Below are 22650 nucleotides of genomic sequence, written 5' to 3' on the forward strand. Positions count from 1 at the left end.
TGGCCGGAGCCGGCGTCGGCCGGGCGCCCCGCATCAGGTTCGTGCAGCGGATGGGCAAGAGGAGAGGGTATGCCGGCGTCGAGCCGGCCCCTAGAAGGACTGTCCATAAGAAGGCCAGTTTACCGGCTGGGGCGCCGCCCGCCACACGGATTTCCGTGAGCGTGCGCTGCGGGCGGAACGCCGCCTGCCGGACCCCGCGGCTACCAGCTCTGCTGGAGCGGCCGCCCCTCCTCGTAGCCCGCGGCCGACTGCACGCCGACCACGGCGCGTTCGCGGAACTCCGCGAGCGATGCCGCCCCGGCGTAGGTCATCGAGCTGCGGACTCCGGCGGTGATCATGTCGAGGAGGTCCTCGACGCCCGGCCGCGCCGGATCGAGGTACATCTTCGACGTGGAGATGCCCTCCTCGAACAGGCCCTTCCGCGCCCGAGCGAAGACGTCGTCACGCCGTGTCCGGTTCTGCACCGCACGCGCGGAGGCCATGCCGAAGCTCTCCTTGTACCGGCGGCCGTCGCTGTCCGCCTGCAGGTCCCCCGGGCTCTCGTACGTGCCGGCGAACCAGGAACCGATCATGACCTGGCTCGCGCCGGCGGCGAGGGCGAGGGCCACGTCCCGCGGATACCGTACGCCGCCGTCGGCCCAGACGTGGGCGCCGAGTTCGGCGGCCGCCTGCGCGCACTCGTGCACGGCGGAGAACTGGGGGCGCCCGACGGCGGTCATCATGCGGGTGGTGCACATGGCGCCCGGGCCCACGCCGACCTTGACGATCGACGCGCCGGCGGCGACGAGATCGCGCACGCCCTCGGCGCTGACGACGTTCCCGGCGACGATCGGGACCTTCGGGTCCAGGCCGCGGACGACGGCGAGCGCGTCGAGCATCTTCCGCTGGTGGCCGTGGGCGGTGTCGACGACGAGGACGTCGACGCCGGCCTCCAGCAATGCCGCCGCCTTCGCCTCCACGTCGCCGTTGATGCCGACGGCCGCCGCCACGCGGAGCCTGCCCGTCGCGTCGAGCGCGGGGTCGTAGATGGTGGAGCGCAGCGCGCCCGTCCGGGTGATCACGCCCTGCAGGACGCCGTCGCGCACCACGGGCGCGAGCGAGCTGCGGGCGCCGTCGAGGTCCTCGAAGGCCTTCTGCAGCGCGGCGGCGGGATCGTCATCGAACAGCGAGGCCTCGAAGGCTGCGGGAGCAGGCCGCATCACGGACTCGAGCGAGGCGAAGCGGTCCACCTCCTCGCAGTCGGCGGCGTTGACCACGCCCACGCACGCCCCGCCGTCGTCGATGACGAGGACCGCGCCGTGGGCACGCTTGTGCATGAGGTGGAGTGCATCGATCACGGTGTTGCCCGGCTGCAGCTTGAGCGGCGTCTCGAAGACGGGGTGCCGGTCCTTGACCCACGACGTGACCTCGGCGATCACCTCCACCGGCACGTCCTGGGGCAGGACGCCGATGCCTCCGCGCCTCGCGACCGTCTCGACCATGCGCCGTCCCGTCACCGCCGTCATGTTGGCGACGACGAGCGGGATCGTGGTCCCCGAGCCGTCGTCGGACGAGAGATCGACGTCGAAGCGCGAGATGACTTCGGAGGCGGACGGTACGAGGAACACGTCCGAGTAGGTGAGGTCGGTGGTGGGCGGATTGATGAAGCGCATGGTTCTCCCTGGTGGGACCGGGTTGGACGGCCGCAAAGAGTATAGTGCCTGCGGGCGCGCAGTATCGCACGGCGTGCCCCTGCGCGACACGCCTGATTGGATTGTTCGTTGCTCCTGTCACTACACTTGAACAGGGTCCAGACACGGCTTCTCGCCGATCTTGCCGACCGCACCGCGCTCAGGGCAACTTACGGAAGAGGCGTATACCAAGTGCCAGAACAAACCAGCCACCGTCTACCTGAAGAGTTCGGCGGGAACGAGTGGCTCGTTGATGAACTCTACGAGCAGTTCCAGAAGGACCGCCACTCGGTCGACAAGAAGTGGTGGGACCTGTTCGATTCGTTCGATGCGGACAACACGCCGGCGGAGAACGGCCGGCGCGGAGCAGGCGGGACCGCAGATCCCGCATCCGCCCCCGCGTCCACGACTCCTGCCGCTCCCGCACCCGCACCTGCCCCCAACGGCACCGCGCCCGCCGGCTCAGCGAGCGCGCATCCTCCGACGAAGGAACTCCCGGTCGTGAAGACCGAGGCCCCGGCGCCGAAGGCGTCCGGTGAGAGCCCGGCCAGCACGCAGCAGAGCGGCAAGCCGCCGGTCCCGAACGAACCGGCGAAGAAGCCGGAGACGTCGCGGGAGGACAAGCCCGCCGGCAAGCCGATCCCCGCACAGCTGCCGGCCTCGGATCGCAACGGCGAGATGGAGGAGAACCGGGTCAGCGTCCTGCGCGGACCCGCCAAGGCGATCTCCACCAACATGGAGGCCAGCCTCAGCGTCCCCACCGCGACCAGCGTCCGCGCCATCCCCGCGAAGCTCCTGATCGACAACCGCGTGGTCATCAACAGCAATCTCGCACGGGCCCGTGGTGGCAAGGTCTCCTTCACCCACCTCATCGGCTACGCGATCATCCGGGCCCTCGCCCAGTTCCCGTCGCAGAACGTCTACTACGACGTGATCGACGGCAAGCCCTCGGCGGTGCAGCCGGCCCACGTGAACTTCGGTCTCGCGATCGACATGCCGAAGCCCGATGGGACGCGCTCGCTCGTGGTGCCGAACATCAAGAAGGCCGAGACCATGAACTTCTCGGAGTTCTGGCACGCCTACGAGGACCTCGTGAAGAAGGCCCGCGCCGGCAAGCTGGGTGCGGACGACTACGCCGGCACCACGGTGTCCCTCACCAACCCCGGCGGCATCGGCACCGTCCACTCCGTCCCCCGCCTCTCCAAGGGCCAGGCCTGCATTATCGGAGCAGGCGCCCTCGAGTACCCTGCCGAGTTCCAGGGCTCGAGCGAGAAGACCCTCGCGAAGCACGCGATCAGCAAGACCATCACGCTGACCTCCACGTACGACCACCGTGTCATCCAGGGAGCCGGCAGCGGCGAGTTCCTCCGCATCATCCATCAGCTGCTGCTCGGCGAGCAGGGCTTCTACGACGAGATCTTCGAATCGCTCCGCATCCCGTACGAGCCCGTGCGCTGGAGTGCGGACATCCAGGTCGACCCGATGGACGAGATCAACAAGGTCGCCCGGATCCAGCAGCTCATCCACGCGTACCGCGTGCGCGGCCACCTCATGGCGGACACCAATCCGCTCGAGTACGTCCAGCGCAAGCACGCCGACCTCGACATCCGCACCCACGGACTCACGCTGTGGGACCTCGACCGCGAGTGGCCCACGGGCGGCTTCGGCGGCCAGCCGACGCTCAAGTTCCGCGACATGCTCGGCGTCCTCCGTGACGCGTACTGCCGCACGACGGGCATCGAGTACATGCACCTCCAGGACCCCGCCGAGCGGCAGTGGTTCCAGGACGAGCTGGAGCACCCCTACTCCAAGCCGAGCCGCGAGGAGCAGCTGCGCATCCTGCACAAGCTGAACTCGGCCGAGGCCTTCGAGACGTTCCTGCAGACGAAGTTCGTCGGCCAGAAGCGCTTCTCCCTCGAGGGCGGCGAGTCCCTCATCCCGCTGCTCGACGCCGTGATCTCCGGGGCGGCCGACGACGGCCTCGACGAGGTCGCGATCGGCATGGCGCACCGAGGCCGCCTGAACGTCCTGACCAACATCGCCGGGAAGACCTACGCCCAGGTGTTCCGCGAGTTCGAGGGCACGCAGGACCCCCGCTCCGTGCAGGGTTCGGGCGACGTGAAGTACCACCTCGGCACCGAGGGCACCTTCACGTCCGATGCCGGCAACGAGACCAAGGTCTACCTCGCCGCGAACCCGTCGCACCTCGAAGCCGTCGACCCCGTGCTCGAGGGCATCGTCCGCGCCAAGCAGGACCTGCTCGACCAGGGCGAGACCTTCCCCGTGCTGCCGATCCTCATCCACGGCGACGCGGCCTTCGCCGGCCAGGGCGTCGTGGCCGAGACCCTGAATCTCTCGCAGCTGCGCGGCTACCGCACCGGCGGCACCATCCACGTCATCGTGAACAACCAGGTCGGCTTCACCACGAGCCCGACGTCCTCGCGCTCCTCGGTGTACTCCACCGACGTCGCGAAGATGGTCCAGGCCCCGGTGTTCCACGTGAACGGCGACGACCCCGAGGCTGTCGTCCGCGTGGCGCAGCTGGCGTACCAGTTCCGCCAGCGGTTCAACAAGGACGTCGTCATCGACATGGTCTGCTACCGCCGTCGCGGCCACAACGAGGGCGACGACCCCTCGATGACGCAGCCCATGATGTACAACCTGATCGAGGCCAAGCGCTCGGTCCGCAAGCTGTACACCGAGGCCCTGATCGGCCGCGGCGACATCACGCAGGAAGAGGCAGAGCAGGCGCTGCGCGACTACCAGGAACGCCTGGAGCGCGTGTTCGCCGAGACGCACGCGGCGCAGACGTCGCCGATCCCGGTCGTCACGCAGGACCCGCAGGCGGTCTCGGGCCTCGAGCGGCCGCACGCGCAGCAGGCGGACGGCGGCGAGGCCGAGGTGCAGCAGACGGCGATCAGCGCCGAGACGCTGGCCCATATCGGCGCAGGACACACCGCGATCCCCGACGGCTTCACGGTCCACCCCAAGCTCAAGGCCCTGCTCGAGAAGCGTGAGCAGATGTCGCGCGAGGGCGGTATCGACTGGGGCTTCGGCGAGGTCGCGGCCTTCGGGTCGCTCCTCATGGAGGGCGTGCCCGTGCGGCTCGCAGGCCAGGACTCGCGACGCGGCACGTTCGTCCAGCGCCACGCCGTGTTCCACGATAGGGCGACCGGCCACGAGTGGCTGCCGCTCGACGACCTCAGCAAGGACCAGGCCAAGTTCTGGGTCTACGACTCCCTGCTCAGCGAATACGCCGCCATGGGCTTCGAGTACGGGTACTCGGTCGAGCGTCCGGACGCGCTCGTCATCTGGGAAGCGCAGTTCGGCGACTTCGTCAACGGTGCACAGACCATCATCGACGAGTTCATCAGCTCCGCCGAGCAGAAGTGGGGACAACGATCCTCGCTCGTGCTGATGCTCCCCCACGGCTACGAGGGCCAGGGTCCGGACCACTCCTCCGCACGCATCGAGCGCTTCCTGCAGATGTGCGCCGAGGAGAACATGGTGGTCGCCAACCCGAGCTCCGCGGCATCGCACTTCCACCTGCTGCGCCGGCACGCGTACAACCGTCCGCGGAAGCCGCTCGTGATCTTCACCCCGAAGCAGCTGCTGCGCCTGAAGGCCGCAGCGAGTCCGGTCGAGGACTTCACGCAGGGCAGCTTCCGTCCGGTCATCCCGGACACGCTCGAGACGCCGGGGAACGACGTCGAGCGGGTGATCCTGGTGTCGGGCAGGCTCTACTACGACCTGCTGTCGTCCCGCCAGAAGCTCGACGACGGCAGGACGGCGATCGTGCGCGTCGAGCAGCTGTACCCGCTGCCGCTGGACGAGATCAAGGCGGCGCTGGCCACGTACCCGAACGCCGAGATCGTGTGGGCGCAGGACGAGCCGGCGAACCAGGGACCGTGGCCCTTCATCGGGCTCAACCTGCCGCAGGAGCTGGACCGGCGGCTGCGGCTGGCGTCACGTCCCGCGTCCGCTTCGACCGCGACCGGATCGGCGAAGAAGCACGCGGTGGAGCAGGAACTCCTCATCAAGAGGGCTTTCGGCCGGCAATAGTAGGCCATCAGTATGATGTTGGGTGGGGTCCAGGCCCCACCCGACGTCTTTAAGGGCGGATGCAAGGCCGGTGCCCGCCCTCGGGCGGCGCGGCGCGCCTCCTGACCCCCAGCGAAGAGCAGTACCGACCAGCACCGACGACCAGCACACCGAGGGACCAGTGGAACAACGCAGAATCCGGCTAGCAGCAGTGGGCGACGAACTCCTCGCGGGGCTCGGTGATCCGCGGGCGCTCGGCTGGCTCGGACGCGTGATGGCCCGCACCCGTCCCGATACCGCCTCCGTGGAGGCGTACAGCCTCGCCGCTCCCGGAGAGGGGACGGAGGCCCTCGCCAACCGCTGGCTCCAGGAGGCCGGTCGGCGCTTCGCCGACGGCTTCGAGAACCGCCTGGTCATCGGCCTGTCCGATCGCGACCTCGACCTGGAGCTGTCGACGGCGCGGAGCCGCCTGAACCTCGCGAACATCCTCGACGGCGCATCCCAGATGAGCGTCAAGGTACTCGTCGTCGGACCTCCTCCCGGACTCGACGCCGAGCGCAACCGCCGGCTCGCCGATCTCTCGGCCGCCTTCGGGGACGTGACGACGCGCCGCAAGCACGTCTTCGTCGACACCTTCAGCCCCCTGCTCGCGCATGAGCAGTGGCGGCACGACCTCGCCGCCAACGGCGGTACCCCGGGGCAGGCCGGCTACGGCCTGATGGCCTGGCTCGTCCTGCACCGCGGCTGGTTCCAGTGGCTGGACGTACCCGCGCCAGAGTAAGCGCCAGCACTGCCAGAAAGCCCCGGAGACACGCCGTCTGCCGGGGCTTTCTCCATACTCAGAGACCTTATATTTCGCCGAGGTAACAAATGGGTTATCAACGGTTCACTGAGTGTCCGGAGGCAACGATCCTTCGCTATGCTGTCCGAGTGTGATTGCCGTCACCCCTGCAATCCGCCTCGTGGGACCTCCCTCAGTCCCTCGCGCCAAGCACAGTAAGGACTATCGAATGCGTAATAAGCGCACTATGACGCTCGCCGCACTGTCCATCGGAGCGCTCATGCTGAGCGCCTGTGGATCGGCGGGCGGTACCGCCGAGACCCCGGCATCGGAAGGTGCTGCGGAGAACCTGGCCTCGACGATCAACATCGCGATCAGCCAGTCACCCACCGGCTACAACGGCAACACGGCCGCCACGAACTCCGTCTACAACACGTACGTGGACAACCTGACGTCCAGCGGCTTCGCGGCCTTCACCGCAGCCGGCGAGCTGGAAGCCAACCCGGACTTCGGCACCTACGAGAAGACCAGCGACGATCCGCTGACGATCAAATACACCATCAACGACGATGCTGTATGGTCCGACGGCACGCCGATCGATTACGACGACGTCCTGCTGACCTGGGCGGCACTGTCGGGTACCCACCCGAGCGGTGAGACCGACCCGGAGACGGGAGCGGAAGCCGACATCTTCCAGGCATCGTCGACCAATGGATTCGCCCTCATGGAGAAGATCGAAGGGGAGCCCGGAGCCAAAGAGTTCGAGACCGTCTTCAGTGACCCCTACGCGGACTGGGAAGCGCTTCTCACACCCGGGACCCTGATGCCCGCGCACATCGCCGCCGAGCAGGCAGGGATGTCTCCGGAAGGTGATGGCGCCGAACTCGTCGAAGCCATCCAGGCCGATGACATCGAGGCTTTGAAGCCCGTTGCGGAATTCTGGAACGCGGGCTGGAACTACGAGGTCGACCTGCCAGCGCTGCCCGACACTGCACTGCTGCCGTCCTCCGGGCCCTACAAGCTCGACAATGCGACCGACGGGACCCTGACGCTCGTCAAGAACGACAAGTACTGGGGCGAGGAGCATGCCGGCAAGACCGACACGATCGTCTTCAAGACCATCGTCGACGAGGAGGCCGTCCAGGCGCTCCAGAACGGCGACGTCGACGTGATCGATCCCTCCAGTCCCACGGTCGACACCAAGGCCGCACTCGAGCAGATCGGCGAGACCGTGACGGTCGACACCGGCACGTCACTCACCTTCTCCCACATCGACCTCGACCAGCGTCCCGGCGCCGTCTTCGAGGACGTCAAGGTGCGCCAGGCGTTCAACGCCTGCACCCCCAAGGCCGACATGGTCGACAAGTTCGTCACACCGATCGATCCCGAGGGAACGGTCATGAACCTGCGGGAATACCAGCCCGGCCAGCCCGACTACGACACGGTCCTCGAGGGTGCTCCCGCCGCAGAGGGCGACGGCACCGCTGACATCGAGGGCGCCAAGGCACTCCTCGCCGAGGCCGGCAAGACCGAACCGGTCCGGGTCTCCCTGATGTACGCGGCCACGAGCCAGCTGCGCGCCGACATGGTGGCACTGGTCAAGGACTCCTGCGACAAGGCCGGGTTCGAGATCGTCCCGCAGCCCGAGGCGGAGTGGAGCGCCAAGCTCTCGCAGCCCGGTGCCTGGGACGCCGTCATCTTCGGTTGGTCCGGTTCCGGCCTGGTCGCCTCGGGTGAGTCCATCTACGTGTCCGGCGGCGAGCAGAACTTCGGCGGCTACGCCGACCCGGAGGTCGACCGCATCTGGAGTGAGATCGTCACCAACACCGATGAGGAGAAGGTCGTGCCCCTCAAGACCGAGCTCGAGCAGCGCCTCGCGGAGACCCAGTACAACGTGGTGCTCTACGCCAACGCCGACATCATCGGGCACTCCTCGAAGCTCCAGGGCGTCGAGATGAACCCGACGCAGACCGGCATCACCTGGAATGCCTACAGCTGGACGAAGCAGAACTGATTGCTCCCTCCGGACTGAAGCATGAGGACGGGCAGGCCCTCGGGCCTGCCCGTCCCTGTGCCCGGCCCCGCAACAGCCTGCACCGTTTCCTAGGAGCCCCCACGTGTTCTACTTCATCGCCAAGCGAACCATCATCTCGTTCTTCATCATGCTCGCAGCCACCACGCTGATGTACTTCCTCACCATCTCGTCGGGCGATCCCTTCGAGGACCTCGGTGAGACGAGCGGTCCCGAGAAGGCCGCCACCATCGCCGCGCGCACCGCCGCGATGAACCTGGACGTGCCACCCATCCCCCGCTACTTCCTCTGGCTGCAGGACGTCGGCCACTGCCTCGTCCCGGGTGGCGTGAGCTGCACCCTCGGCCAGGACCGCTCCGGGGCCGCCGTCCTTCCCCAGCTGGAGAACGCGATGGGCTCCACGCTGCGCCTCGTCGTCGTGGCCACCGTGCTCGCCCTCGTCCTCGGCGTCGTCGTCGGCATCGTCACCGCGATCCGCCAGTACAGCACCTTCGACTACTCCGTCACCTTCATCTCGTTCCTGCTGTTCTCGCTGCCCCTGTTCTGGCTCTCGACGCTCCTCAAGCAGTACCTGGCGATCGACCTCAACACCTGGCTGGCCAATCCGCAGTTCTCCTATCTCACGATCGCCCTGATAGGGGTGATCGCCGGCGTCGTCTGGGCGGTCGTCGTCGGCGGCGACCGCAGGCGCAGGCTGGTCGTCTTCGGCATCGCCGCCGCCGCCACCGCGCTCGCACTGTACCTCCTCCTGGTCACCGGCTGGTTCGTGAACCCGGGTCTCGGGATCGTCGGCATGCTCGTGTCGGCCGGAGGAGTGGCAGTGCTCTGGACCGCCCTGCTCGCGGGTTTCCGTCGCCGTCGCGTGCTGAACGCGGCCCTCGCGGCAGCTGCCGTGGGGTTTCTCGGCTACCTCGTCTCGATCCCCCTGCTCGAGGACCCGAACTGGCTGGTGGTGCTCGCACTCGTGCTCGTGACGGCCGTCGTCGCGTACTTCGTCGCCGGCCTCGTCGGTGGCCCGTTCCGGGCCCAGGCCGCGAAGATCGGAGCCGTGATCGCGGTGTCGGTGAGCCTGCTGATCGTGCTCGACCGCCTCCTCCAGGCCTACCCGACGCTCTCCGCCAAGGCGGGCGGCCGGCCCATCCCGACCACCGGCTCGCAGTCGGCGAACCTGGCCGGCACGTTCTGGGAGATCAACCTCGACTACGCGCTGCACCTGATCCTGCCGACCATCGCGCTGACGCTCATCTCGTTCGCGACCTACACGCGGTACACGAGGGCCAGCCAGCTCGACGTCATGAACCAGGACTACATCCGTACCGCGCGGGCGAAGGGCCTCAGCGAGCGGACCGTCCTCGTGAAACACGCGTTCCGCAACGCGATGATCCCGATCACCACCCTGATGGCCTTCGACTTCGCCGGAGTCCTCGGTGGTGCCGTCATCACGGAGCAGGTGTTCGGCTGGAACGGCATGGGCAAGATGTTCGTCGACGGCATCAACCACGTCGACCCCGGCCCCGTCATGGCCTTCTTCCTCGTCGTGGGGACGGCTGCTGTGCTGTTCAACATGCTCGCCGACATCGCCTACGCGTTCCTCGACCCGCGCATCACCCTGAGCTAGGACACACCATGAGCACTGACGACAAGATGCGGGACGACTCCCGCACGTCCCTGGAGCTGTCCGAGATGACGCTCCAGAGCCAGGACAACGACATCGCGACCGCCACCCCCACGCGGGACCAGACGGACCGCATCCGTACCACCGAGGCGAAGAGCCAGGGTCGCCTGATCAGCGAGCGCTTCTTCCGGCACAAGGGCGCCCTCGCGGGGATCGCCCTGCTGGTGCTGATCTTCCTCCTCGCGTTCAGCTCCATCGGCTTCGCCGGCATCCCCGGCTGGTGGAACAAGGACTACGACGAACTCGCAGCCCGTTTCAACGAGGGCCGGCCCACCCTCACGCTCTGGCCGTTCAGCCTCGGCGAGCACCCGTTCGGCCAGGACGTCCTGGGGCGCGACTACTTCGCACTGACGATGCGCGGCATCCAGACCTCGCTCATCATCGCGTTCATCGTCGGGATCGTGGCCATGGTCATCGGCACCACCGTGGGCGCCATCGCCGGCTACTTCCGCGGCTGGACCGAGGCCTTCCTCATGCGGATCACCGACGTCGTCATCACCATCCCGACGGTCGTCATCGCGGCCGCTGTGGCGGGTATCGTCGCGAAGCACGGCATCATCCCCTTCGCGATCTTCCTCGGCCTCGTCACCTGGACCGGCCTGGCACGCCTGGTCCGCGGCGAGTTCCTGTCGCTGCGCGAGAAGGAGTTCGTCGAGTCCGCGAAGTCGGTCGGGGCGAGTTCGGCCCGGATCATCTTCCGCCACATCCTGCCGAACACCGTCGGCGTGATCATCGTGTCGACGACGCTCGCCATCTCCGGGGCCATCCTCCTCGAGACCGCCCTGAGCTACCTGGGCCTCGGCGTCACGGCGCCCGACACCTCACTCGGCAAGGCCATCAACGACAACCGCTCCGCCCTCACGGTCCGGCCCTGGCTCTTCCTCTGGCCCGGAGCGTTCATCATCGGCATCGCCCTCGCGGTCAACTTCATCGGTGACGGCCTGCGCGACGCGTTCGATCCCAAGCAGACAAGGGTGAAGCAGTAATGTCACACAGTTCCGTCATCATCTCGGACGAGCAGGCTCCCGTCGGCAACGGGCCCATCCTCGCGGTCAAGGGCCTCGGCGTGGAGTTCAACGTGGACAACGAGTGGGTCATGGCCGCCGAGGACGTCTCCTACGAGATCCATCCCGGCGAGATCCTCGCCATCGTCGGCGAGTCCGGCTCCGGCAAGAGCATGTCCTCCATGACCCTGCTCGGCCTCCTGCCCCGCAACGGGCGCTCCTCCGGCAGCGCGAAGATGCTCGGCAAGGAGCTCATCGGCGCGCCGCAGGGCACGCTGCGGCGCGTCCGGGGCAACGAGATCGCCATGATCTTCCAGGAGCCCATGACGGCACTCAACCCCGTGCTGACCGTGGGCGAGCAGATCCGCGAAGCCGTGGAACAGCACACCGAGCTCTCCCCTGCGCAGGCGAAGAAGCGCGCCATCGAACTGCTCCGCATGGTGGAGATCCCGGAGCCCGAGCGCCGCTACGACTCCTTCCCGCACCAGTTCTCCGGCGGACAGCGGCAACGGGCCATGATCGCCATCGCCCTCGCCAACGACCCGATGCTGCTCATCGCGGACGAGCCGACGACGGCGCTCGACGTCACGGTGCAGGCGGAGGTACTGGACCTGCTGCGCAAGCTCAACAAACGGCTCAACAGCGCCGTGCTCCTCATCACCCATGACATGGGCGTGGTTGCCGACCTCGCCGACCACGTGATCGTCATGGAGCGTGGCCGGATCGTGGAGGCAGCGCCGACGGCCCAGCTGTTCGCGGCCCCGGCCGAGGCCTATACCAAGCAGCTCCTCGGCGCCGTACCGCACCTCGGATCGAAGGTCGGCGGCGTCCTGAGCGACGTCGAGGTGGTGGACGGACACCTGAGCATCCACGAGGAGTACGCGGAGGCCGCACTCCGGGCGAGGGAGACGCGCACGGCCTCCGGCGTCGTGCCGGCCCTCGAGCTGACGGACGTGGACATCGAGTACCCCGGGCGTTTCCGCCAGCCGCCCTTCAAGGCGGTCTCCGGTGTCTCGCTCACCATCAACCCGGGCGAGGTCCTGGGCCTGGTCGGCGAGTCCGGCTCGGGCAAATCGACCATCGCGCGCGCGGTGACAGGGCTGATCAGGACCTCCGGCGGCAGGGTCAGGATCGGTGGCACCGACATCACGGAGCTCAGCGCCCGCCAGCTCCTGCCCCTGCGCAAGAAGTTCGCGATCGTGTTCCAGGACCCGGCGGCCTCGCTGAACCCGAGGATGTCCATCGGCGAGAGCATCGGCGAGCCCCTGCTCCTGCACGAGAAGCCCGGCCGCGCGGAGCTGGACAAGCGCGTCGCGTCCCTGCTGGAGGACGTGCAGTTGCCGGTCGCCTTCCGCAACCGGTACCCGCACGAGCTCTCCGGCGGCCAGCGCCAGCGCGTCGGCATAGCCCGCGCGCTGTCACTCCGGCCGGACCTCCTCGTCGCGGACGAGCCGACGTCGGCCCTCGATGTCTCCGTGCAGGCCAAGGTGCTGGACCTGCTGCAGGAGCTGCAGCGTGAGCGGGGCTTCGCGTGCCTCTTCGTGAGCCACGACCTCGCCGTCGTCGAACTCCTCGCGAGCCACATCGCGGTGCTCAACAAGGGCACCCTGGTGGAGCAGGGCAGCACGGAGCAGATCCTGAAGTACCCGCGTGATCCGTACACGCGCCGGCTGCTCGCGGCGGCGCCGGTCCCGGACCCGGGCGAGCAGTCGCTGCGCCGTGAGCAGCGCGCGGCGATCCTCGCCGCGGGCGCCTCCGAGTAGCGGGCGCCTCCAAGCAGCCGGCGCCTCCGCGCAGCCGTCACCTCCGCATAGCCGTCAGGCGAAGGGGCCCTCCGTATCCACGGAGGGCCCCTTCGCGTGTGGCAGCCCGATCAGCGGCGGGACACGGTCAGTGGCGGAACACGATCTTCCCGAACACGTCGCCGTCGAGCATCCGCCGGAAGCCCTGCGCCGCGTCCTCGAGGGGCAGGACGGTGTCGATGACCGGCCGCACCCCGGTAGCCACCAGGAAACGCGTGAGCCGTACGAGTTCCTCCCGCGTGCCCATGGTGGATCCCAGCACGCGGAGCTGGAGGAAGAACACGCGGTTGAGGTCGGCCGAGGGCGCCGGGCCGCTCGTCGCGCCGCACGTCACCACGGTTCCGCCGGGCACGAGGGACTTCAGGGAGTGCGCCCAGGTCGCCTCTCCCACGGAGTCGAAGACGACGTCGACGCGGTCCGGCAGCCGCGCGCCGGCGTCGAAGGCCTGTTCGGCGCCCAGCCCCAGTGCCCGCTGCCGTTTCTCCTCGCTGCGGCTCGTCGCCCACACCCGGAAGCCCGCAGCCGAGGCGAGCGCTATCAGGGCGGAGGCCACGCCCCCGCCCGCCCCCTGCACCAGCACGGTGGACCCCGGCGCCGCCGGAGACACCGAGAAGAGCATGCGGTACGCCGTGAGCCAGGCCGTCGGCAGGCAGGCGGCCTCTTCGAAGGACAGCTCGGCCGGCTTGGGCACCAGGTTCCGCTCGGGCACCCACACGTAGTCCGCCATCGTCCCCGGGTGACGCTCCGACAGGAGCGAGCGCCTCGGATCGAGCGTCTCGTCCCCGCGCCAGTCGGGCGAGGAGAGGACGCCGTGCACGATCACCTCGGTGCCGTCGTCGTCGATCCCGGCCGCGTCGCATCCGAGCACCATCGGCAGCTTCTCCCCCGGCAGTCCGACGCCCTTCAGGGACCACAGGTCGTGGTGGTTCAGGCAGGACGCCACGACCCTCACCCTTCGGAAGCCGGCGGGCGCATCGGGCAGGTCGAGGTTCCCGACGACGAGGCCCGCGAGCGGATCACTCGCGGACTGGGTTGCTGCGTAGGCGGCGCGCATGCACAAGCTCCTTCGATCATGGCTGGTTCCCCAATCCTAGGGGCAGGCGGAACGGCACCGGCCGGACGGAACCACGGCGTCCGGCGGCTGTTTAGGTCACGCCCGTAGCTGTATGGGAGACTTGGGTGCAGTTCTGCACGACTACAGTGCCTGAAGAAAAAGGAGGCAGCCATGAGCAAGCGAGCACGCAAGCGTCGCGACCGGAAGCGTGGAGGCGCAAACCACGGTAAGCGCCCCAACACCTGAGTCCAGGCGTTACAAGCACCACCTGCATCGACGAAAGAACCTCCGGCCCCTCAGGGCCGGAGGTTCTTCTGTCCGTACCGCCGTCAGGACGGCGGTCAGCGATGCGTGCTGCTGCTCAGTGATCCACGGTCTTGAGCTGGCTGATGCGGTCCAGGATGCTCGTCTTCAGGGTCGACGGCGCCACTTCCGTGCAGGATCGCTTGACGACCGACCGGATCAGGCACTCGAGGTCATGTTCCTCGGCGCACTGCGGGCAACCGTCCAGGTGGTCCTTGATGTCCACCAGGTCCTGGTGCGACAGGGCACCGTCGAGGTACTCGTACAGCCGTTCGATCCTCGAATCGGCGCAATCGCCGAGGCTCTCGCAATCGCTCATTTCTTCATCTCCTGTTCCTTGCCTGCTGCAACCCGGGTCTTGGCTCCAGTGCCTGTCCCCAGGCCCCGCTCGTGCGCGTACTCCGCGAGGAGTTCGCGCAACAGCTTGCGGCCACGGTGCAGCCGGGACATGACGGTCCCGATGGGCGTGTTCATGATTTCCGATATCTCCTTGTACGCGAAGCCCTCGACGTCCGAGAAGTACACGGCGAGCCGGAATTCCTCCGGGATGGCCTGGAGGGCGCTCTTCACGTCGGAGTCCGGCAGGTGGTCCAGCGCCTCGGCCTCGGCGGACCGTAGACCACTGGAGGTGTGCTCGGCGGCCTTGGCGAGCTGCCAGTCCTCGATCGTGTCCGAGTGCGACTGCAGGGGCTCACGCTGGCGCTTGCGATACAGGTTGATATACGTATTGGTGAGGATGCGGTACAGCCACGCCTTCAGGTTCGTGCCCGGCTTGTACTGGTGGAAGGCCGAGAAGGCCTTGGTGTACGCCTCCTGCACGAGGTCCTCGGCATCGCTCGGGTTCCGGGCCATGCGCATGGCAGCGGAGTAGAGCTGGTCGACATACTGCATGGCGTCGCGTTCGAAGCGTGCCTTGCGGTCGGCTTCCGACTCCGTCGACACGTCCAACTCTGCATCTTCGGCCTGGCTGCTGCCTGCGGGGGCTGTTGTATTCATCGTGCCAAAGTCTACGCGTCCGCGCTCACGCAGTGCCGGGACGCCATCGCGCCGGACCGACGTCGAAAGCTGGAAATCCGGTCTCTCGACCGTTCCGATCGTTCCACCCGTCATCCGATCATCCCCTCTCCCGTTCCGCGTTCCCTTACCCTCCTTCCAACCTGCGCACCGGCCCTTCTATTCCTGCCGGCAGTCCGTCCCGGCCCCGCTTCGGGCCCACTCCTTCCGGTACCGCCGCCCCTCCCGCAAGCCCGGGCCGTCCGCGGGCCACGGAATCGCACCCGCTGGTGCGGCATGCAAAACTAGACCCAGCGTGCTTCGAAAACAGAAACCGATGCCCGGCGCCATCCCGTCGGCAACCAGGAGGCAGTTGTGACCCTTGTCCGCGTAATAGCCCGACCCTTGATCGCGAGCGGCTTCGTCTTCTCCGGCGTCGATCGCCTCCGCACTGCGGGAGCCACGGCGCCGCAGCTCAAGCAGGTCCTCGCGAGCGTGACCAAGGTGGTCCCCGCGGCCACCGCCGTCACGGGCAACGAGAAGCTCGTGGGCCAGGTCCTCGGCGCGACGCAGGTCGGAGCGGCGCTGCTGCTCTCCATCGGCCGGTTCTCACGCGTCGCAGCCCTGCTGCTGACGGTGACGGCCTCGGTGAACACGCTGGTCGATTACCGCTCCGCGGATGGCTCGACGGCCGAGGGCAAGAAGGCCCGCCGCTCGCAGCTGCTCAAGAACCTCTCCCTGGTCGGTGCCGTCCTGCTGGCCGCCGTCGACACCAACGGACGCCCGGGTATCGCCTGGCGTGCCGGACACCTCGCGACGGACGCGAGGAAGAACGCCGCCGGCTTCGGCAAGGATGCCCGCAAGCAGCTGCAGAAAGCCGACAAGGCCGTGCGCAAGACCGCTGCCGACGTCGTCGGTTCATAAGCTCCATGTCAGCGTCCTCAGGCGGGGTGCCCCACGAGATCTTGTGGCGGGCACCCCGCCTGACCCGTCCCGTGGACTCCGAGGTCTCGATCCCGGGATCGAAGTCCCTCACCAACCGCTACCTCGTGCTCGCAGCCCTCGCCGACGGGCCCTGCGTCCTCCGCCGGCCGCTGCACTCCCGCGACTCCGCCCTGATGATCGCGGCCCTGCGTGCACTCGGCGCCGTCATCGACGAGCTGCCCGGCGACGGCGGTTTCGGCCCTGATCTCCGGGTGACGCCCCTGCGGGCCCGATCAGGTGACGCACACCGCTCGGTGGACTGCGGACTCGCAGGCACCGTCATGCGCTTCGTCCCACCGCTCGCGGGCCTCATCTCCGGTACCACCACCTTCGACGGCGACCCGCATGCCCGTCGCCGCCCGATGGGCAGCATCATCGACGCCCTGCGGGGCCTCGGCGTGGCGATCGACGACGGTGGCTCGGGCTCCCTGCCGTTCACCGTCGAGGGCGAGGGCCGCGTCCGCGGAGGCCGACTCGTCATCAACGCCTCGGCCTCCTCCCAGTTCGTGTCGGCGCTGCTCCTCGTGGGTGCCCGGTTCACGGAGGGCCTGCAGCTCGAGCACGTCGGCAAGCCCGTCCCCAGCCTCGACCACGTCCGCATGACCGTCGAGACCCTGCGATCGCTCGGTGTGACCGTCGACGACTCAGTGCCGAACCACTGGCACGTGTCCCCCGGGCCGATCGCCGCCTTCGACGTCGCCGTCGAACCGGATCTCTCCAACGCCGGGCCGTTCCTCGCCGCCGCCGTCGTCACGGGCGGAACCGTCCGGGTGCGGAACTGGCCCGCTGGCACCACGCAGGTGGGCGACGAGTGGCGGCGCATCCTGCCGCTGATGGGCGCGGCCGCGAGCCTCGACGGCGACGTCCTCACGGTCACCGGTGGGGCGTCGATCTCCGGCGGGACGTTCGCCGACACCTCCGAGCTGGCCCCCACCGTCGCCGCGCTCTGCGCGCTGGCGGACTCGCCGTCGACCCTGACCGGCATCGCGCACCTCCGCGGGCACGAGACCGACCGGCTGGCGGCCCTCGTCGCGGAGATCAACGGACTCGGCGGTGACGCCGAGGAGACCGCGGACGGCCTCGTCATCCGGCCAGCACCCCTGCACGGTGGGACCTTCCGTACGTACGACGACCACCGGATGGCGACGGCCGGCGCGATCATCGGCCTCGCGGTCGACGGCGTCGAGGTGGAGAACATCGGCACCACGGCCAAGACCATGCCGGAGTTCCCCGAGCTCTGGGCTGCGATGACGGGGACTGCTGCTTCCGTGGCGGATCCCGCCGGCAGCGGGGCACACGCATGAGCGAGGCCGGCAACCGCCGCGGCTCCCGCGCCTGGGACGAGTCCGACGTCCGCATCCGTCCCAACAAGAAGGGATCCCGACCCCGGACGAAGAACCGTCCGGCCTACGAGGAGGCCGAGACGGGACGCGTGGTGACGGTCGACCGCGGACGCTACACGACCGTGGTGGACGAGGACACCCCCGACGAGCGCATCGTGATCGCCGCGCGTGCGCGCGAGCTGCGCCGCAGCGCCGTCGTCGCCGGTGACCTCGTGGCCCTCGTCGGCGACCTCTCCGGCGGACCGGACTCCCTGGCGCGCCTCGTGCGGATCGAGGAGCGCCGGACCGTGCTGCGCAGGAGTGCCGACGACACCGATCCCGTGGAACGCGTGGTGGTCGCCAACGCGGACCAGCTCGTGATCGTGGTCGCCGCCGCGAACCCGGAGCCCAGGACGGGCTTCATCGATCGCGCGCTCGTCGCAGCCTACGACGCCGGCATCGAGCCGCTGCTGTGCATCACCAAGGCGGACCTCCGCGACCCGGCTCCCCTTCTCGCCAACTACGAGCACCTCGACCTCCGCGTCATCATCAGCAGGACCGACGAGGGTGTCGGCATCGAGGCCACGTCCGACGACGGCGAGTCCGCACGGCTCTCGCACGGGGCCGTCGACGCCCTGCGGGACGAACTCGACGGACAGGTGAGCGTGCTGCTCGGCCACTCCGGCGTCGGGAAGTCCACCATGGTCAACGCCCTGACCGGTTCCACCCGCGCCACCGGCGGCGTCAACGCGGTGACGGGCCGGGGACGCCATACGTCGTCGTCGGCCCTCGCCCTCAAGGCCGCCGATGCGGCTCCGGGCACCTGGATCATCGACACCCCGGGCATCCGCTCCTTCGGCCTGGCGCACGTGGACGCCGACCGGATCCTGAAGGCGTTCCCCGACCTGGAGCCCGGGACGGAGCGGTGCGAGCGTGGCTGCCGGCACGACGGCAACGCCGTGGACTGCGGACTGGACAGCTATGTGGAGGAAGGGCTGGCCGGTGATTCCGGTCCGGTCAGGCTCGCCAGCCTCCGGCGCCTGCTCACGGCGGGGATCGCGGATCCGCGGGGCAGCGCGCACGACGCCAAGGAGCTCGGCCAGCAGTGAGTGGTCATCGGCGGTCCCCGGGGCTGCTACGCTGGAGGCTGTTGTTGTTTGCGCATTACATCTCTAAGCCTTGACCCTCCACCTGGAGTTCGACAGCTTTTTTGATAAGCGGGTAACGAACACCACGATGAGCCCCCGAACGTCGGGACGCTCTCCCAGGTAAGGATGTACAACATGGCTACTGGCACAGTGAAATGGTTCAACGCCGAAAAGGGCTTCGGCTTCATCGCTCCCGAGGACGGCGGCGCTGACGTGTTCGCCCACTTCTCCGCGATCAACTCGAACGGCTACCGTTCCCTCGAAGAGAACCAGAAGGTCAACTTCGAGACCACCCAGGGACCCAAGGGTCCCCAGGCCGAGAACATCACCGTTCTCTAACTTCCCCGATGCCGCTTCCGCGGCGACGGACCGAAAGCCACCGTGCGGCGCAAGCCCACGGTGGCTTTCTGCTGTCCCGGGCCACTCGCGCCCCGCGCGGGAAGAGGCCCGGGAGACGATAGGTTGATCGGTATGAGTTTCTCGCAGGGCTACAACGACGATCTCCGTCTGGCCCACATCATGGCCGATTCGGTCGACGACCAGACGATGTCGCGCTTCAAGGCGCTCGACCTCCGGATCGAGACGAAGCCGGACCTCACGCCCGTGACGGATGCCGACAAGGGAGCGGAGGAAGCCATCCGCGGCCAGCTCTCCCGGGCCCGTCCGCGTGACGCCGTCCTCGGCGAGGAGTTCGGCAGCACGGGGTCGGGGTCACGCCGCTGGGTCATCGATCCGATCGACGGCACCAAGAACTTCGTCCGCGGCGTACCGGTGTGGGCTACGCTCATCTCCCTGATCGACGACGGCAGGCCCGTCGTGGGCGTCGTCAGCGCACCGGCGCTGGGCAAGCGCTGGTGGGCGGCCGAGGGAACAGGAGCCTACACCGGGAAGTCGCTCGCGGCTGCGCAGCGCCTGCGGGTCTCCAACGTCTCCCGGCTCGAGGACGCCTCCCTGTCCTACTCCAGCCTCTCCGGCTGGCGTGAACGCGGCGCGCTGGCGGAGTTCGTCAACCTGACGGACCGTGTGTGGCGCACACGGGCGTACGGCGACTTCTGGTCCTACTGCCTCGTGGCGGAAGGCGCCGTCGACATCGCGTGCGAGCCGGAGCTGAACCTGTACGACATGGCGGCGCTCGTCCCCATCGTGACCGAGGCCGGAGGCCGGTTCACGTCCCTGGACGGCCAGGACGGGCCGTTCGGTGGCAATGCCCTCGCGACGAACGGCACGCTGCACAGCGAGGTCCTGCGGACCCTCAACCCCGATGTGGATGACCTGCTCTAGCGGCACGGACGGTCCGGGGAACGCCGCATGGTGAAAGGGGGGCCCCGGCTCGACGACGAGCGCCGCCGTGACATGGCAGGCGCCTACCTCTCGGGCGCGGGAAGATACGACCGCGTGCGCCCCGGCTATCCCGGCACCGTGGCCGACTGGATCGTTCCGGATTCTGCACGCACGGCCGCCGACGTCGGTGCCGGCACCGGCATCTTCACCGCCCTCCTGGCCGAACGCGGCCTCGACGTGACGGCAGTGGACCCGTCGGAGGACATGCTCGCCGTCCTCTCGGACCGCCTGCCCGACGTGCCCGCCGTCCGGGGCACCGCCGAGCACTCGCACCTGCCCGGGGACTCCATGGACCTGCTCACCCTGGCGCAGGCGTGGCACTGGTGCGACCAGCCGGCAGCCCTCCTGGAGTCGGCGCGGGTACTGAGGCCCCACGGGCGGCTCGCCCTGGTCTGGAACCAGCTCGACGTCTCGCTTCCCTGGGTGCACCGCCTGTCCCGCATCATGCATGCCGGCGACGTCTTCTCGCCCGCGTACCGTCCGTCGTTCGGCCCGCTCTTCACCGAGCCGCAGGACCTCCTCGTGCGCTGGTCCCAGGAGCTGACGATTCCCGGTGTCGTCGACCTCGCGCGGTCCCGCAGCTACTACCAGCGGGCCTCCCCTGCCCTGCAGGAGCGCGTCGAGTCGAACCTGCTGTGGTACCTGACGGACTATCTCGCCTTCGACCCCGGTGCACTCGTCCGCGTCCCGTACTACACGCATGCCTGGCGCGCCTCCCTGCTCGACGGGTAGTCATCGCGCGCACCGAGCGGTAGATTTAGGCATGCCTCAATTTCCTCGCGGCATCGCCGGGCCGGTCCGAACAGCATGGTGCCTCGCCCTCGTGCTGGTCGCGGCGGGGTGTTCTGCACAGGCCTCCCCCGCACCCCCGGCGGACGACCGCCCCCTCGTCCTGACGACCTTCTCCGTCCTCGCGGACCTCGCCGGGACCGTGGGAGGCGGTCATGTCCGGGTCGAGTCCATCACCAAGGTCGGGGCGGAGATCCACGGCTACGAGCCGACGCCGTCGGACCTCGTCCGGGCACAGGAGGCTGACCTGATCCTCGACAACGGACTGGGGCTGGAACGGTGGTTCGAGCGCTTCCTGAACTCGGTCGATGCCCCTCATGCTGTGCTCTCCGACGGCGTCGAGCCCGTGGACATCCGTTCCGGCGACTACGCGGGACGCGCGAATCCCCATGCCTGGATGTCCCCCCTCGCGGCACAGACCTACGTGGACAACATGGTGGAGGCCCTGGCCGGCCTCGCCCCCGAGCACGCCGCGGACTTCGAGGCCAACGGCCGGGAACTGAAGGACGAGCTCACGGATCTGCTGGAAGGCTTCCGTGCAGAGATCGCCTCCATCGACACCCCGGCGCTCGTGACCTGCGAGGGGGCGTTCTCCTACCTCGCCCGGGACGCGGGACTCGAGGAGGCGTTCATCTGGCCGGTCAACGCCGACTCCGAGGGGACGCCGCGGCAGATCCGCGACGTCATCGGGTTCGTGGAGGAGCACGAGGTGCCGACGCTCTTCTGCGAGTCGACGGTCAATCCCTCCGCCCAGGAGCAGGTCGCCCTGGCCAGCGGCGCGGAGCTCGGCGGGACGCTCTACGTCGACTCCCTGTCCGACGCGGACGGCCCCGTACCGACCTTCCTCGACCTCATCCGCCACGACCTGCAGACCATCGCGGAAGGACTCGCACGATGACGGACCACCCCGCCTCCGGACCGGCGCAGAGTCCTGCGCCGGTCCTGGACGTCCGGCACCTCAGCGTCCGGTACGACGACGTCCACGCCCTCGACGACGTCACGGTGGCCCTGGAGCCCGGCAGGATCTGCGGCCTCATCGGGGTCAACGGTTCAGGCAAGTCGACGCTGTTCAAGGCACTCATGGGACTCGTGGTCCCGCAGCAGGGCAGCATCGGGCTCTTCGGCACGACCACCGCGAGCGCCAGGAAGCAGGGACTCGTCGCGTACATGCCGCAGGCGGAGGAGGTCGACTGGACCTTCCCGGTGTCCGTGTACGACGTCGTCGCCATGGGCCTGTACGGACGGCTCGGCCCCGCGCGCGGGTTGAGCGGCGCGGACCGCGCGGAGGTCGACGACGCCCTCCGCAGGGTCGGCCTCGCCGACGTCCGGAAGCGTCAGATCGGCCGGCTGTCGGGCGGTCAGCGCAAGCGGGTGTTCATCGCCCGGAGCATCGCCCAGGACGCGCGGCTGCTCCTGCTCGACGAACCCTTCGCGGGGGTGGACCAGGCGAGCGAGCGCACCATGACCACGCTCCTGAAGGCACTCCGTGACGAGGGCCGCTCGGTGCTGGTGTCCACGCACGACCTCGCCGGCGTCCCCGACCTCTGCGACGAGGCGGTCCTCCTGCACCGGCGCGTCCTGGCACAGGGCGATCCGACGGCCGTGCTCACGCACGGCAACCTCGCCCTCGCGTTCGGTCCCGTGCCTCCGGCGCCGACCGTCCCGCCAACCGCTCCATCGCAGCCTGCCGCGCCGACGGGAGCCTCCTGAC

The 22650-nt window shown here is 68.7% G+C and carries 19 protein-coding genes; 15 read left to right on the forward strand and 4 right to left on the reverse strand.

From position 1 onward, the window contains the following. Positions 1 to 200 precede the first annotated feature (200 nt). Positions 201 to 1652: a GuaB1 family IMP dehydrogenase-related protein gene (locus ACIQCY_RS11065; RefSeq protein WP_400483939.1), complete on the reverse strand. Its 1452-nt coding sequence runs from the start codon at positions 1650 to 1652 to the stop codon at positions 201 to 203. Between the two features lie 210 nt (positions 1653 to 1862). On the opposite strand from ACIQCY_RS11065, the gene ACIQCY_RS11070 reads away from it, so the two are divergent. The 6 genes from ACIQCY_RS11070 (at position 1863) to ACIQCY_RS11095 (ending at position 12966) form a co-directional block, all read left to right on the forward strand. Continuing rightward, the gene (locus tag ACIQCY_RS11070) at positions 1863 to 5732 is read left to right on the forward strand and encodes a multifunctional oxoglutarate decarboxylase/oxoglutarate dehydrogenase thiamine pyrophosphate-binding subunit/dihydrolipoyllysine-residue succinyltransferase subunit (RefSeq protein ID WP_400483940.1); all 3870 of its coding nucleotides are present in this window, start codon (positions 1863 to 1865) and stop codon (positions 5730 to 5732) included. A 160-nt stretch (positions 5733 to 5892) separates the two neighbouring features. After that, positions 5893 to 6492, forward strand: coding sequence for a GDSL-type esterase/lipase family protein (locus ACIQCY_RS11075; RefSeq protein WP_400483941.1), 600 nt, complete (start codon positions 5893 to 5895; stop codon positions 6490 to 6492). Between the two features lie 229 nt (positions 6493 to 6721). Further along, positions 6722 to 8506 carry an ABC transporter family substrate-binding protein gene (locus ACIQCY_RS11080; protein WP_400483942.1) on the forward strand — a complete coding sequence of 595 codons (1785 nt, stop codon included), beginning with the start codon at positions 6722 to 6724 and terminating at the stop codon, positions 8504 to 8506. A 103-nt stretch (positions 8507 to 8609) separates the two neighbouring features. Continuing rightward, positions 8610 to 10142, forward strand: coding sequence for an ABC transporter permease (locus ACIQCY_RS11085; protein ID WP_400483943.1), 1533 nt, complete (start codon positions 8610 to 8612; stop codon positions 10140 to 10142). 8 nt (positions 10143 to 10150) lie between these two features. After that, the gene (locus ACIQCY_RS11090) at positions 10151 to 11185 is read left to right on the forward strand and encodes an ABC transporter permease (protein WP_400483944.1); all 1035 of its coding nucleotides are present in this window, start codon (positions 10151 to 10153) and stop codon (positions 11183 to 11185) included. After that, positions 11185 to 12966 carry an ABC transporter ATP-binding protein gene (locus ACIQCY_RS11095; protein WP_400483945.1) on the forward strand — a complete coding sequence of 594 codons (1782 nt, stop codon included), beginning with the start codon at positions 11185 to 11187 and terminating at the stop codon, positions 12964 to 12966. Before ACIQCY_RS11090 ends, ACIQCY_RS11095 begins: the two co-directional genes overlap by 1 nt. A 127-nt stretch (positions 12967 to 13093) precedes the next feature. Here ACIQCY_RS11095 and ACIQCY_RS11100 read toward each other — a convergent pair whose 3' ends face one another. After that, positions 13094 to 14059: a zinc-binding dehydrogenase gene (locus ACIQCY_RS11100; protein WP_400483946.1), complete on the reverse strand. Its 966-nt coding sequence runs from the start codon at positions 14057 to 14059 to the stop codon at positions 13094 to 13096. A gap of 171 nt (positions 14060 to 14230) precedes the next feature. Between ACIQCY_RS11100 and ACIQCY_RS11105 the strand changes: the two genes are divergently transcribed. Further along, positions 14231 to 14305, forward strand: a complete 75-nt coding sequence (locus tag ACIQCY_RS11105; RefSeq protein WP_369299106.1) for a 50S ribosomal protein bL37 — start codon at positions 14231 to 14233, stop codon at positions 14303 to 14305. A 115-nt stretch (positions 14306 to 14420) separates the two neighbouring features. Here ACIQCY_RS11105 and rsrA read toward each other — a convergent pair whose 3' ends face one another. Then, positions 14421 to 14681 carry a mycothiol system anti-sigma-R factor gene (gene rsrA / locus ACIQCY_RS11110; protein WP_400483947.1) on the reverse strand — a complete coding sequence of 87 codons (261 nt, stop codon included), beginning with the start codon at positions 14679 to 14681 and terminating at the stop codon, positions 14421 to 14423. Beyond that, positions 14678 to 15358: a sigma-70 family RNA polymerase sigma factor gene (locus ACIQCY_RS11115; protein WP_400483948.1), complete on the reverse strand. Its 681-nt coding sequence runs from the start codon at positions 15356 to 15358 to the stop codon at positions 14678 to 14680. The genes rsrA and ACIQCY_RS11115 overlap by 4 nt, the downstream gene beginning before the upstream one ends. Positions 15359 to 15730: 372 nt before the next feature. On the opposite strand from ACIQCY_RS11115, the gene ACIQCY_RS11120 reads away from it, so the two are divergent. The 8 genes from ACIQCY_RS11120 to ACIQCY_RS11155 all read left to right on the forward strand — a co-directional run bounded on the left by ACIQCY_RS11120 (position 15731) and on the right by ACIQCY_RS11155 (position 22649). Further along, entirely contained in the window at positions 15731 to 16279 is a 549-nt protein-coding gene (locus ACIQCY_RS11120; RefSeq protein WP_400483949.1) for a DoxX family protein, read from the forward strand. A 5-nt stretch (positions 16280 to 16284) separates the two neighbouring features. Then, the gene (aroA, locus tag ACIQCY_RS11125; RefSeq protein ID WP_400483950.1) at positions 16285 to 17643 is read left to right on the forward strand and encodes a 3-phosphoshikimate 1-carboxyvinyltransferase; all 1359 of its coding nucleotides are present in this window, start codon (positions 16285 to 16287) and stop codon (positions 17641 to 17643) included. Beyond that, the gene (gene rsgA / locus ACIQCY_RS11130) at positions 17640 to 18770 is read left to right on the forward strand and encodes a ribosome small subunit-dependent GTPase A (protein WP_400483951.1); all 1131 of its coding nucleotides are present in this window, start codon (positions 17640 to 17642) and stop codon (positions 18768 to 18770) included. The genes aroA and rsgA overlap by 4 nt, the downstream gene beginning before the upstream one ends. A gap of 174 nt (positions 18771 to 18944) precedes the next feature. Continuing rightward, entirely contained in the window at positions 18945 to 19148 is a 204-nt protein-coding gene (locus tag ACIQCY_RS11135; protein WP_043446208.1) for a cold-shock protein, read from the forward strand. Positions 19149 to 19280: 132 nt separating this feature from the next. Beyond that, positions 19281 to 20090, forward strand: a complete 810-nt coding sequence (hisN, locus tag ACIQCY_RS11140) for a histidinol-phosphatase (RefSeq protein WP_400483952.1) — start codon at positions 19281 to 19283, stop codon at positions 20088 to 20090. A gap of 27 nt (positions 20091 to 20117) precedes the next feature. After that, entirely contained in the window at positions 20118 to 20882 is a 765-nt protein-coding gene (locus ACIQCY_RS11145; RefSeq protein ID WP_400483953.1) for a class I SAM-dependent methyltransferase, read from the forward strand. A 31-nt stretch (positions 20883 to 20913) separates the two neighbouring features. After that, positions 20914 to 21837: a metal ABC transporter substrate-binding protein gene (locus tag ACIQCY_RS11150; RefSeq protein ID WP_400483954.1), complete on the forward strand. Its 924-nt coding sequence runs from the start codon at positions 20914 to 20916 to the stop codon at positions 21835 to 21837. After that, positions 21834 to 22649: a metal ABC transporter ATP-binding protein gene (locus ACIQCY_RS11155; RefSeq protein WP_400483955.1), complete on the forward strand. Its 816-nt coding sequence runs from the start codon at positions 21834 to 21836 to the stop codon at positions 22647 to 22649. Before ACIQCY_RS11150 ends, ACIQCY_RS11155 begins: the two co-directional genes overlap by 4 nt. The last annotated feature ends 1 nt before the right edge of the window (position 22650 follow it).

Origin of the sequence: Arthrobacter sp. NPDC092385, assembly GCF_044755105.1 — a bacterium.
GTDB lineage: Bacteria > Actinomycetota > Actinomycetes > Actinomycetales > Micrococcaceae > Arthrobacter_D.